Origin of the sequence: Halodesulfovibrio marinisediminis DSM 17456, assembly GCF_900129975.1 — a bacterium.
Lineage (GTDB): Bacteria > Desulfobacterota > Desulfovibrionia > Desulfovibrionales > Desulfovibrionaceae > Halodesulfovibrio > Halodesulfovibrio marinisediminis.
Window position 1 is genome coordinate 805368 of sequence record NZ_FSRG01000003.1, and the last position, 13893, is coordinate 819260.

The following is a 13893-nucleotide window of genomic DNA, read 5'->3' on the forward strand; positions in this document are numbered from 1 at the left end:
TCTCCCTTGGTAATCGTAAAAAGACTGATAGCTATTTCAAACCCCAAATATCGGTGGGTAGCAATATATGTAAGCTTCCCTACATTGCTGCACCATAAACGTTACATCCTTTGCGAGTTAAGTTGGTTTAATGAATATCCTGCTTTAGTTTAATAAAATTCATACCATAAGCTCAATTAGTTATGAATGGTATTTTATGTATAGAAGCTACAAGATGTTATTAAAAATAAAGCACTTCTGCATCTTTTCAACATGTATGAAGGTGAACTATGGAATGAAGGGCTCGTGTGGTTTTATCAATAAAATAAAAGTGTTAAGCGTGTTCGCTGTCCTGCTAATGTATAAAGATTTCAAATCGGTAATGTTTCAGTAATGCTTACGCAAGTAACCCAGCTCATTTTAGCTCCTGTGGAAGCACACAGGGGCTTTTTTTTGGGGACAGTTCAACTTGAGTTTTTGGTCATGCTTGAGAGTCCCTAACATGGGATATTGCTCTTGCGTTTTTCAACGTTGTGTAAAGCTCAGCACTGTAATTAACAGAAAAGCTGCTCAAGGTGTGTGTTGAGTATATTAGTAAAATTCTAACTTCGAAGTTTCATTCGTGGAGAAAAGAATGAAAAGCCTTATTGCATCACATTTAAAATCGGAAATGAATCCGATTGCGTTGCTCAGGTCTAATGTTCGTCCAAAGGAAGCATTGCAGCCTAAGGCTGGTAAATATTGCTGTGTAATGTCTCTTATGGCTCAAGTTATTGCGCATGGAGCTACAGCTGTTTTTGACCGGGAAACATACGGCTGTCCCGGTGCGGTTGCTGGCTTAGGAATGGGGACAGCTTATACCACGGCAATGGGAGGTGCAGATACCTTTGAAGCTTTCTTTTCTAAGGGACAGGAGTCTGCACGAGATCCAGAAAAATATCAGGCTATAATCGATCAAGCTCCAGCACATCTTCGAAGGAAATTAACCATTGGGGAACGGTTCCACTGTTCACCGGAAAAAGCGCGTAGTTGGTTTAGTAATGAGCTGCCAATTTATGACTTTGAAGAGCAGTATCGCATAGTAAAACCGTTGTCTGAAGTTGAAGAGCATGAGCAACCGGACTCAGTAGTTTTTGTCGTAAATCCGCTGCAGCTTTCCGGTCTTATTACACTTACCGGATCTATTTATCCGGGGCTGCTTAACATTATGGCACCCCAAGGTGCATCCTGTCAGATGATTGGCGCATATGTTTTTCAGCAAGCCGAGCAAGATGTGCCTCGCCCTGTTCTTGGATTTACTGACCTAGCTGCCCGTAAACACACTCGCAAGACCATTCCTGAGGACTACCTGACATATGCCGTACCGTGGAACCTTTTCTTAGAGTTAGAACGGGAAGCACAGGATGGAATTTTCGTTTCACCAATTTGGCTTGATCTACAGTAAGAGAATAGAGAGTTATGAAGCTATACAAGAAAGACACGATGTTTACTATTACCAGAGATGTTACACGACTTCTCTTTGCCCTTAATTTTTATTTATTAGCTAAAACGCTTGGGATAGAATTTGAATTAGAGAGTGAATATGTCGTGCTGGGATCAATTTTATTATTCGGTCCACTGTTCTGTGGATGGTTTTGTCCTTTCGGTGCCAGTTCATATTTCATGACCAGAATTGGTAATGCACTGTTCCCTAAGCTTCAATTTACTATTCCTCAGCCATACGATCGATGGTTACGGCATACTAAATACATCTTACTTGCTTTTTTCCTTTACTTATTTATCTCGCAAGGGGTGAACTATTTTGGCGAGCATATGGAGATGTATAAAGCAAACGCCTTTTCATGGAATTACATTAAGCTTAAGCATTGGGCAGTGCTGTTTATTCCGTTATTCATTCCGGGATTTTTCTGTAAGTACATGTGCTTTCAAAAAGCTGGGTATAATATCATTAACCGGTTACTTACTGTCACTAAAATTAAGCGGAATCCCGAAACTTGCATAGGATGTAGAAAATGTGATCGCCTTTGTCCTATGGAAATTTCTATTTCGAAGCATGACACCGTTCGTGGGGAAGACTGTCTTGGATGTTATAACTGCTTGGATAATGACTCTTGCCCGGCAAAGGCTCGTTCGCTATCACTTGTAGTTTTTGGAAAAGAAATTAACCACATTTACTTTTCCATCGGAGCAATAAGTCTATACTTCGTTGCAACATATTTAGTGCTTTTTGTCTTTAAATGGTAAAAGGAAGGCGCACGGGTGTTTTCAATCCGTGTGCCCTTTTCTGTAATGTGAGGAGGTTTGAGTGCGTATATTATTGGTTGAAGATGACCAAACCATTGCCAACTACATAGTTAAAGGTCTTCAGGAAGCTGGTTTTTGTGTCGAACATGCCTCCAATGGCAAAGAGGGACTGCACTTCGCGGTTAATGAAACATTTGATGCAGCTATTTTTGACTTGATGCTTCCTGAATTAGATGGGTTGAGCATTATTGCTGAAATGCGTGGTAAAGGGATTGCTACTCCTGTTCTTATTTTGAGTGCACGGCAAAGTGTTGATGACAAGATCTCCGGATTACAAACAGGTGCTGATGATTACCTTACCAAGCCATTTTCCTTTGCCGAACTGCAAGTCCGTGTTCAAGCACTTATCCGTCGTTCTTCTGCAACTCCCGCAAGCTCTGTTTTGGAGGTAGGTGACTTAAAACTGGACCGGTTTACACGTGAAGTTCAACACGCAGGTCAACAGATAATGCTACAGGCCAAAGAGTATGCCCTTCTCGTCTATCTTATGTCCAATGCAGGTCGTGTGGTGACAAAAACTATGATTCTTGATCACATATGGGAGTATAGTTTTGATCCGCAAACGAATGTTGTGGAAGTATTGGTTCATCGGTTGCGAAACAAAGTTGATAAGCCTTTTGGAACAAATTTAATCCGCACAATACGTGGGGTTGGATATGTACTCAGTGCTCAATAAAATTAAGACGTCGTTATTATCTTTTAAGGTAATGACGGCGTACTTGGTTCTTTTCTTTTTCAGTACAATCGCACTGTTTTGTTTTAGCATTTTTTTGCTTGATTCCGGTATAAGCAAGATGGAGCAGGAAAGAATTCTTCCAAAAATTGATTCTTATATCGAGATTGGAGAAGAAGAAGGTACTACTGCTCTTGTTTTGGCTCTTCGCAGCCAGCACGGTTACAACAAAGTCAACAATATCTTTATTCACTTAACCGATGCCAACGGTCTTACGACTTGGTTAACTGTTCCACAACAGCTTGATGACTTTCCTTCAAGTAACTTTCTGCCTCCAGATTCAATTGTCTTAGATGATTGGCAGTTCTTTGATCTCCCTGTTCAAAACGACTTAGAGGTCTTTTCCCATAGCTTTGATGATGGTTCCACCCTATTCATCGGAAGGACTACAGAACGGCAGGAAATGCTTGTTGAAAGCATTAGGGCTATTTTTTTCTTTGTCATAATCGGGATTATGCTTTTTGGTGGTGCTGGTGGCGTCGTCTTAGCCTATCAGGTTTTACGCCCAGTAAGGAATCTGACTAAAACAGTAAAAGAAGTTTCCAAAGGTGACATGGCATCTCGTGTTCCGGTCTCTGATCCTAAAGGAGAACTGGACGAACTTGCTGAGCTTGTAAACAATATGCTCCAGCGCATTGAAACTCTTGTTATTGCTATGAGAGATGCTTTGGACAACTTAGGTCATGATTTACGGACTCCGTTAACGCGCATGAGAACAAAAATTGAGCGTACACTCATAGAAGAAGGTTCTTATGAAGCGCAGCGTGAAACGCTTATGGACTGCGCTGAAGAGATAGAACGGATTAACAGTCTTATTACAATGCTTATGGATATTGCCGAAGCTGAAACGGGACAAATGCGTCTTAAACTGGAGCAGTTTGCTGCTAAAGACCTGCTAGAGGATATTGCTGGATGCTATGAGATAATTGCAGAGGATCGAAATATTACCCTTTCATATGAAGCAGAGGACATAAAAATTACAGCAGATCGTCACCGAATGGCACAGGCGCTTGGTAATTTGACTGACAATGCTCTGAAATACACACCCAATAATGGTGCTGTTACCCTTTCTGCAGTTAAAGAAGGTAATTTTGTAATACTATCTGTAACGGATACTGGAATTGGAATTCCAGAAGAAGAACGGGAGCGGATTTTTGATAAGCTGTACAGATTAGATAAGAGCCGTTCTGAAAAAGGTATTGGACTTGGATTGAGCCTTGTCCGAGCCGTTGTGGAAGCCCATGAAGGGACTGTGACGGTCAGTGATGCTCCGAAAAGGGGAAGCATTTTTTCTATAAGGTTGCCCCAGTAATTATTTTTTGGGACTGACTTTAGTTAAGCCCCGAAGATTTCTTTTTTGTCATCTTCCAGCAATCGGTGCGTAAGATACACATCTCATACTTGTATTCATAACAAAGGAATACAAGTATGAGATTTTTTTGGACTCGTAGAAATTATGCAGCTGGAATATATGTCTGTGTATTTACAACTATTTTCTTTTTGGCCCCTCTTTTTTCTGAAGCAAGCGATTTTGATTCAGCGGAAAGTGAGGGGCGCAGCCTGGTCACTGTAATCGAGACTATGCAACAGCAGCATATCGAAATACCCAATATTATCTTTGCTGCAGAAGCTGCTGGAAACGGTGTAGCAATAGGTTTTGAGCTAACAGAGAACGTTATTGAGGTAACCTTACTTCGTGACAACGAAATTATTCGAGTCGACTGCTCTGCCACAACCGGTAACGTTATGGATATAAGTTCCCCAGAAGTCCTGCACAGTATATTGACCCGTCTTTTTAACAGATACAGTGTGCTTAAAACCGCTAAAATTAGTCTTCGGGAGGCTATAGCAATTGCTGAGCAGGCAGAAGATGGCTTCGCATACACAGCACATATTGAATATTTTGATAGTTGGGCGAACTATGAAATTCAACTGCTAGCCAACAATACCATTCTTCATATTATTGTTGATCCGGAAAACGGTCGCATTGTTGGTAGACATAGAGGCGAATTTGAAGAGCAGTAAAATCCCCCTCCTCCTCTCCTTAGTTTTTACTCAGTTGCTTACATGTAATGAAAGGATAAAATAATGTTTAATACACGAAGACGCTATAGCCGGCTGCTTTTTGTGTCGGTTATAGGGTTGTTTTTTGTTTGTTTGAGTCATTGGGTCGATTCAGATGATAAGGCATACTATTTATGGGCTAATTGGTTTACATCCGATGCACGCAAACAAAGCGCAATATGGCTGCCGAATTATAGAGCAGATGTTCAGGCTGCGACGATTGCTGGAGTAGATAAGAATGTATCTGGAATTACGTATGATTACGAAAGAAATACATTGTGGATTGTTACCAATCAGCCTCAAGAATTGATTGAGTTGACTATGGATTTTGATCCAATACGTAAAATTGAACTGAAAAACTTTAAGGATACTGAAGCAGTCGCATATATTGGTAACGATACGTTCGTGATTGCAGATGAACGAGAGTACTCAATTGTAGTAGCTCCGATTGCTGCACAGACAACAGCGTTGGATAAAAATACCCTTCGGCATATTACACTTAACCAAGGTGGATCAAAAAATAACGGGCTCGAAGGCATTGCTTTTGATGCTCATGGCAAGTTGATTTACGCGGTACAGGAACGTGACCCGTTAAAGCTTATTTTGATTTCAGGGCTTGCTGAAGGGAAACAGGGTGTATCTGTTGGTATTCCAGAACATATAGATATTGATGAATTCAATTTGGATGATCTTTCAGGGCTACATTTTGATTCGAAAACAGGCCATCTTTTGGTGTTGAGTCATGAAGCAAAGCTGCTTGTTGAAGTGGATGATGATGGACATCCGCTCAGCTATTTTGATTTGGAATCAGGCTTCAATGGTTTGTTGAACGATATCCCACAAGCAGAAGGTGTAACGCTTGATTCGAAAGGGAATCTGTACATTGTAAGTGAGCCGAATCTTATCTATCGATTTGTAAAGAAGTAATGGTTCGATTTGAACTTTACTTGTTAGTTAGCAAATCCTGCCTTCGTGTTGTATGGAGGCAGGATTTTTTGCATTCTTTTATGGTATTAACTTGAGGGATTCGACATTTGTATATGCAGTCGATTCTTCTAGATTTTATATAAATTTTATGCGGTTACAGTTTGAGTGAGGGGGGCGATGAGCGACAAGGGGTATATGAAAGAAGACAGTGTTGGGGCTGAAAAGCTGACCACCAAGTAGGATGCCTTAGTATAAGATATTGTTAAGTGGATAGGAGTAAGGGGCACAACTCTACTTGTGGCGTAAGAAGTATGGTAAAAGGAAAAAATCTGACAGGATGTCTTTAAGTGTTTTGAAATATTAAAGAGTATTGTTCGCCGATGTGGGCCTATTGGCAATCTATTGTTAATAGAACTTGAAAAAATTGTTTGTAACCTCGGGTAGTAATAGAAATATGGTGATTCACAGAGGTTAACCAGTTAGTAGTGAAGCTTATAAAAGCATTATCGCCTACCCTATTGCAATAGTATAGCTGGGTGGATATCACCATGCTTTTCAATAGGAGAAACCAAATGAGTACTACCTCAAAGGATTTTTTTGAAAAATGGAAATGTTTTTTAGGTTCAGGTCCCGTTGAAGCAAAGACTTCTTTTGACCTTAAAAAAGAATACGATCATGAACGGATCGAAACCTATGAAGAATACCGCAAACCTGCTGAAGCTGTTGCCTGCCATTTAGCATCCTTAGACAAGGGGACAAAACAGGAGAGCAGTATAACGCTTACAATCCCTTCGTTGTCCATTGCAGATTTAATTCATGTCATTTCAATATCTTCACTTGCATTTTTTATATTCTCTTATAGTTACGGGCAACACTATCTTGGATTGTTTGGTATTTCAGCAAATGACTTTTTATCATTACCTGAATATGTAAGTGCATATGCATCATTGTTTGTATTACCATCCATGATATTAATAATATGTACATTAATTATTACATACTTATTTATAGAACATGTAACTCTTCCGATTTACTTCTTTCCATTGATTGTATTTGTTGTAATTGTGGCTATTACTTTTGTTATTATTCAAAAAAATTACACAATTGATTTTGTTATGGCATATGATGTTGCCATAGCGATTGCTATGGCAATGCTTATTGCTACAGCAATGAATAGTAAAACATTAAATAATTATTTGTCATTTCTATCTATAGTAATGTTTTTTTCAGTTTTTACTGGTTTTGTACACGCAAAAGTTGGCTTTACAGACTTTGGAAGTAGTAAGGATTATATTTCAATAGTCCAAGAAAACTCTTCAGAAAATATATTTGAAAATCAATATAAGATAATTGCAACAAGCTCCTCTTTTGTTCTTGTGCAGCCTAAAAACTCTGAAGAGTTGTGGATTGCGATACAGGTTAAAGATATTGCAAGTCTTGTTCCCAATAATCTCCTTCATTCAAAACGATGATCATGATGAGTGCTACTCGTTCACCCATGAAATAAAGAGGCTAATCAAGGCGTTATCGTTATGATTAGTCTTTTATTTTGCATATTGATGGGATGGTAAGTAGAGAAGTCTTATCCATTTCGAGTTTAGTAGGTACTTATCCCCCCCCTTTTTTTTCTTCCATTCAAAATAATGAGTTAACTATATGTCCACCAGTTTGTAGCAGGGGCAGTTCAGGAATACTTTTTTAACGTGTTATAGTTTGACTAAAAATTCACTTTAGCTTGTTCTTTTTATAAGTTGTTATTACTGGACAAAAATACACGTAAATATAATGCGCTAATTAATAAAAAATATTGAGTAGCTATCGGAGGTAGACGTGAATTCAACGGGAGTTCAAGTCGTCTAATGCATGTTACCCGTTGGTTGTTACTTTCGTTTCAGGTTAGTATTCACTACGGCGTTCATATTGATGATGCGATTGATCTTTTTACTTGAACGAATTAGGAATGCCACTTCTTGACCATTATAAACAGAACTGGGCGTAACTATAAAATAAATTGCTGCTCCCCTGCTCGAACAGCACAGTTTGTACCTTTTATAGTGACTCCCTCATAGTTGTATTAAGAGGCTACGATGAACCGGAAATTTTTCTTTGCCACACGTGCGCGTAAAGTCACAACCATTACGATAACAACTCTACTTTCCCTTTTTCTGCTGTATGTTTTAGTGGGATTTCTTGTTATTGCGCCTGTCGCAAAGTGGCAGCTTGAAGAACAATTGCCGCCAGTGCTCCAACGAAACGTCACTATTGGTAACATTAGCGTTAACCCATTAACACTGCGCGTTGAATTTACTGATATTGCTGTGGTGAAGAAAGATGGTGACGGTAATCTCTTTTCTATAGGAATGTTTGAAGCACAGCTCTCGGGGAAATCAATTTTCGCCTTGGCACCTATTGTTGAGCATGTCCGAATTGTTAAACCAAATTTTAATGTTACACGATACAAAGATGATACTCTGTCGATTGATGATATTCTGAAGCACCTAGCTAAACAAGCAGAAGAGTCCGTTGCGGAGCCAAAAGAAAAGGAAAAGGATAAGCGAATCTTTCCATTTAAGGTTTTAAACCTCATTATGGAAGATGGGCATATTGTTTTCAACGATGAGAAGGAAGATACTGTTCAGACTATAAGCGAATTGTCATTGGCAATTCCGCTTGCTTCTTCGTTTGAAAGTGACCTTCATGAGGCGGTTAAGCCGAAGTTGTCAATGCTCATTAACGGTACACCGTTTGACCTTGATGGCTCAACATATCCTTTCTCGAATAATTTACTCACCAAGTTCTCTTTTTCTACAGACAAAATTCCACTCTCCCGTTACTGGAGATACGTCCCTGTAGATTCTCCTGTTGCGTTGACTTCCGGTGATATGCAAATTTCCATTAACCTCGGATTTAGTCGCCCTGAGGGTGAACCTCTTGAATTGCACGTAGACGGTAAAGTGGAATTAACCGATCTTGGCCTAACTAAGAAAGACAAAAGTGAAGTACTTAAGGTTCCGCAACTTGTTGTTAACTTGAAAGATTTTTCGTTAGCAGAAAAGAAGGTTATTTTTCAAAATATAGAAATTGATTCACCTTATGTTGAGGTTCATAGACAGAAAGATAATTTAATAAACTGGGCAACCTACTTTAAGCCGGAAAAAGATGATTCTGCGAAGTCTGCTTCCCAAAATGAAAGCAAAAATGCGGCTGCCAACTCAACGGAATCAACTAAGCCGATTGGAAGCAATGATGAGGTAAAGAAAGCCGCTACTCCTAACGAGTCAACTGCAAAGCACGTGGAAGAAGAACAACCGTTTATTGTAATTGTTGAGTCTTTTACAATTAAAAAAGGCAAGGTTCTTTTTCAAGACAGCACTGTCCCGGGACCGTTTGCGATTACACTTTCTCCAGTTGATGTCACCGTTAAAAACATAACGACTGAGCCTAATAATGCCGCAGAGGTAGCAATTACTATCGGCGATAACAAAATGATCGAGGTTGTAGGCGGCGTTGCCGTTTCCCCCGTTGCGGCCGACTTAAAGGCTAGTATTAAAGGGTTGGGACTTGCTCAGTTTATGCCGTACATCGCTTCTGCAACACCTGCCAAAATTGGTAGCGGTGCTCTAAGTGCTGCTGCGAATATTCAAGTTTCCAGTGGTGATTCTTCACAAGTTCTTGTAAAGGTAGCTAATGGTAATATCCAGCTACAGAATCTGGCAGTAACTGGCAAAGACTTCAAGAAGGCTCCTATTTTCCTGCAGACACTTGTAGTGGACGGCGCAAATGTTGACCTGCAACAGCAATCTGTTTCTATTGGAAATATCAGTTTTATTACTCCTGACATTACCATCACCAGAAGCAAAAACGGCATTGACTTAATTTCTCTGTTGGTAGCAGAGCAAAAAGGATCTGGATTAAAAGAGTCTGAACCAGCTCCTAAGGCGAAAAAAGCAGCTTCTGGCGGTAGTGCATGGAAATTGCGCATTCAGGGCGTTGCTGTAAAAAACGGTAAGATTACGCTCCACGATACTGCGCTTCAGAAAACCGTCATTACTAGCCTGAAAGATGTTGCGATTACTGCCAGCGATATTTCGCTTGATAATAAGCCGGCTGCGTTTTCTGTGTCTACCGGTGTAAACGATAAGAGCAAAATAAACGCAAAAGGTACTTTCGCCCACTCTCCTCTGGCCGTTGATGCTGATGTAAACATCAAAGATATTAATATTCCTGATTTTGCAGAATATATTAATGAGCATACAGATGTTACCATCACAAAAGGTACAGTATCCGCAACGGCTAAAGGCAAAGTTGCTGTTCCAGAAACGGGCGATCCTAAAATTACAGTTACAGGTGATGTTACTGTAAATAATGTCTCAGCAGACAATAAGGTTGAGAATGAACGCTTAGGTTCTGTGAAGCAGGTAGCTGTTAAAAAAGCGACTTTTGATTCTGCAAAGAATAGTGCAACAATCGAGTCTGTAACAATTGATAAACCGCAAACGGAAGTGATTCTGCGGCGGGACGGTTCCGTAAGTCTTGCCCGTGCAGCAGGTAAATCGAAAGGAAAACAAACGCCTAAAGTAAAACAGCCTACAAAAACGTCACCACGTGGAAAAGGCTCAGCAATTCAGGCTAGTACACAGCCGTTTTCTTTATCCATTGGGGCAATTAAAGTTCGAAATGGTGCAGTAACATTTCAAGATACGTCTGTTACCCCAAAAGTTATTCTTGATGTTGAAAACATAGCTGCATCTTACAAGCAATTCAGCCTTGCAGGTAAAAAGCCTTCTCCTGTCAGCGTTTCTGCAACACTAAAGGGACGGTCTATCAAAGCATCCGGTATGGTAAATCCTATGGTTAGCCCGATTGCATTGAATATGACGTTGAAGTTGGATGACGTTGGACTGGATGCATTTAGCCCATACACCGTTAAATATATTGCGTATCCTGTTAAATCAGGGTCTTTGAATGCAGACGTTAAGCTGAAAATACAGCAAAACAAGCTGAATGCTGATAACAATTTGTTGTTTGAAGATTTTACCCTTGGTGAAAGGAATGCACAGTCAAAAGCACCGTCTGTTCCAATTAAGTTGGGGCTTTCACTTATGCGACAGCCAAACGGTGATATTCCTATTAATTTACCGGTAACAGGTAATTTGAATGACCCGAACTTCCATCTCAGCCAGATTATTGCAACAACGCTGGTGAATATTGTGGTGAAGGCGGCAATTTCTCCGTTTACCCTACTGGGATCGTTAATTGGTGATCTATCCCCTGATGAAGCACAGTATGTTGTGTTTAAGCCGGGATCTGCCGTATTGCCTAAATCAGATGCTCAGAAGTTAGCTAAAATTGCTTCTGTGCTAAAAACAAAGCCATCTATTACCATGGAATGCCTTGGGTACTACAATCCTGAGATTGACGTAAAAGGTTTGCGCGATAGAGCTGTTACTATGGCTGTAAAGCAAGAGTGGTACAACAGCCTTTCAAGCGCGACGAAAAAGAATATTAACCTCGAAGATGCGCCTGTGCCTAAGTATAATTATGATGAATACTTAGAGGCTGCGTACGAGAATGCACCTGAATTAAAAGAACATCCTCGTCCTGGTGGCTTCTTAGGATACAAGGATCAAACTCGAGAGCAAATGGAAGAATACTTGCGCAAGACAGCAGACACCTCTCACGAGGCACTGCGAAAGTTGGCTCTCGATAGAGCAAATGCAGTCCGTGAAGTGATCATTAAAAATTCACCTCAACTGGAAGGACGCGTAACTGCTGTTCAAGCCGGTTCAAGTAAGCAAGATAAGCATGCAACCTCAGTGCAGTTACAGCTTAAACAGTAAAAGTGATTGCTACCTCATAAGATAAATGAAAATTGTCCACCTCCTCCTCCGTGTTACCGGATGTTGGTGGGCAATTTTTTTATACGCTGTAAAGCGATAGCTATTGCTTCCCCCCTGTAATCCAGAAGTACGAGGCCCCAGCTTCGGATAGCTTTCTGGATTTGTCATTAGTTGACCAGATGTTATCAAAGTTTGTGCGCTCCTCTCCTCTATCAGCATAATTAGAAACATAGCTGCTGCAATATGGGCAAATAGGCAGTAAAAACGCTTTCCTTTCTTTAGATTCCCATATCCCCACGTAAGAACAACATGCTGCAGTTATTAAGAATTGTTTGGTAGGAAATAATCGATTCCACCTTCTGTGCGTATGCGTACATTCATGCTATCCTATGCACAGTAGGGACTCTCTAGTTAAGCCTTTTTAAGTGGCACCAACACAAGGGGCACAGATGGGCAAATAAAGATAATTTATCTTAAGTTGTTAATAACTCTTTGAGGTCATGTATGGATTTAACAGAAGCCAAAAAAGAGATAGCCAAGCTAAAAGAGCAACTCGAAATCGAACAGACTCTGAATGATGTAGCATTTGAAGCTATCGGAATATTCGATGAAAATTTCAAATGTGTTGCTGCCAATGCTGAAGCTGAGAATATTTTCGGGTATTCTACAAGAGAACTGCTGGGGCTTTATGCATTTGATTTTCTCGCAAAGGACTCTCATAGTATTGTAAAAGATCATGTAGCAAATGGAATAACAGAACCATACTTTGCCACGTGTAAACGAAGAGATGGGACGACTTTCCCCGTTGAAATCAGGGGAAGTAATGTCATCTTGAGAGGACAACGATACCGCGCAACGGCCATGCGTGATCTTACATTTACGCGTGCAACTGAGATGGATTTGGCAGATGCCCTGTATGAACTTGAGCTTATTTTCAGCAACTGCAAAGTCGGGCTTATGCTCTTGAAAGGCGGTAGATATTTACGGCGGGCAAATCAAGCTCTTGCAGATATCTTAGGATATGAATCACCTGATGAAATAAAAGGCATCAGCATGCGCCAGCTTCATATTTCATTAGAAAAGTATGATGAATTCGGTGCAACGATTTATCCGGAATTGGCTCATGGTAAGCCTCTCAAGTTTGAATATCAAATGCGAAGAAAAGACGGCAATACAATTTGGTGTTCTTTTACTGGGCAAGCCATCGATAGAAATATTCCTGCAAACTTGTATAAAGGCATCTTGTGGGTGGTTGATGACATTACAAAGCGTAAGGCGAAAGAAGATCATTTGATGCAAATGGCCACCACAGATGATCTTACTGGAGCTTTGCATCGTAAGGAATTTTTTCGTCGTATGAAATTCTTTACAGATGATGTTCGTCATGAGGGCTTTCGGTATTCGATGCTAATGATTGATCTTGATAGCTTCAAAAGCATAAACGACACATATGGTCATGAGGCAGGAGATGCTGTTCTCCGCGACTTTGCTGCTATGTGTAAAGAACAGTTACGTGATAACGACTTATTTGCACGGATTGGTGGAGAGGAATTTGCCGTATTTCTTCCTCAGACGACACGCTACAAGGCAGTTCAAGTCGCGGAACGACTGCGAAAGGCGTTTGCAGAAAAAGATACCATCTGTTGCGGAAACGTAATCCCTTGCACCATCAGCGTCGGTGTTGCCGGTGCTACTTCAGAGTACATAGAAATTGAAGAGCTACTTCGTAGTGCAGATCAACGTCTATATCGCGCTAAAACTAATGGGCGTAATTCTGTAGTTTTTTTTGATGATTAACTTCATAACTCCTTCAGCATATCTCCTATTTTTGTGCCTGTTATCTACCTGTTGGGGGTAGATTTATTTCTGGTGTATCTAGACCCAAGTTTTTCGATATATGTCACCTGCATGACAAACATAGGGTGAGTGTGAAAGCTCTTTGCTCCATGTGAGAGCTTAAGACTAATTATCTTCCCCATAATTAGAAACTGGATTGACGCTTTTTCATTGAGGTAATATTTCGAGGACATGTTTATTTTATTTCCT

Annotated in this window: 9 protein-coding genes; all 9 read left to right on the forward strand. The window is 40.3% G+C overall.

Annotation, left to right across the window (positions count from 1 at the left end; genetic code table 11):
• The first annotated feature begins 613 nt into the window (after positions 1-613).
• A complete protein-coding gene (locus tag BUR09_RS03900) occupies positions 614-1423 on the forward strand; it encodes a DUF169 domain-containing protein (RefSeq protein WP_074215621.1) in 810 nt (269 codons plus the stop codon).
• Positions 1424-1461: 38 nt separating this feature from the next.
• Positions 1462-2223, forward strand: coding sequence for a 4Fe-4S binding protein (locus BUR09_RS03905; protein WP_175565979.1), 762 nt, complete (start codon positions 1462-1464; stop codon positions 2221-2223).
• 61 nt (positions 2224-2284) lie between these two features.
• Positions 2285-2959, forward strand: coding sequence for a response regulator (locus BUR09_RS03910; protein ID WP_074215623.1), 675 nt, complete (start codon positions 2285-2287; stop codon positions 2957-2959).
• Complete coding sequence (locus BUR09_RS03915; protein WP_175565980.1) at positions 2949-4328, forward strand: sensor histidine kinase; 1380 nt, start codon at positions 2949-2951, stop codon at positions 4326-4328. The genes BUR09_RS03910 and BUR09_RS03915 overlap by 11 nt, the downstream gene beginning before the upstream one ends.
• Before the next feature lie 116 nt (positions 4329-4444).
• Positions 4445-5041: a PepSY domain-containing protein gene (locus tag BUR09_RS03920; protein WP_074215625.1), complete on the forward strand. Its 597-nt coding sequence runs from the start codon at positions 4445-4447 to the stop codon at positions 5039-5041.
• A 63-nt stretch (positions 5042-5104) separates the two neighbouring features.
• Positions 5105-6007 (forward strand): SdiA-regulated domain-containing protein, encoded by a 903-nt coding sequence (locus tag BUR09_RS03925; protein WP_074215626.1) that lies wholly within the window; start codon positions 5105-5107, stop codon positions 6005-6007.
• A gap of 572 nt (positions 6008-6579) precedes the next feature.
• Positions 6580-7479, forward strand: a complete 900-nt coding sequence (locus tag BUR09_RS03930; protein ID WP_074215627.1) for a hypothetical protein — start codon at positions 6580-6582, stop codon at positions 7477-7479.
• Positions 7480-8094: 615 nt separating this feature from the next.
• Positions 8095-11847, forward strand: a complete 3753-nt coding sequence (locus BUR09_RS03935; RefSeq protein ID WP_074215628.1) for a DUF748 domain-containing protein — start codon at positions 8095-8097, stop codon at positions 11845-11847.
• 504 nt (positions 11848-12351) lie between these two features.
• Positions 12352-13644 carry a sensor domain-containing diguanylate cyclase gene (locus BUR09_RS03940; RefSeq protein ID WP_074215629.1) on the forward strand — a complete coding sequence of 431 codons (1293 nt, stop codon included), beginning with the start codon at positions 12352-12354 and terminating at the stop codon, positions 13642-13644.
• Positions 13645-13893 lie beyond the last annotated feature (249 nt).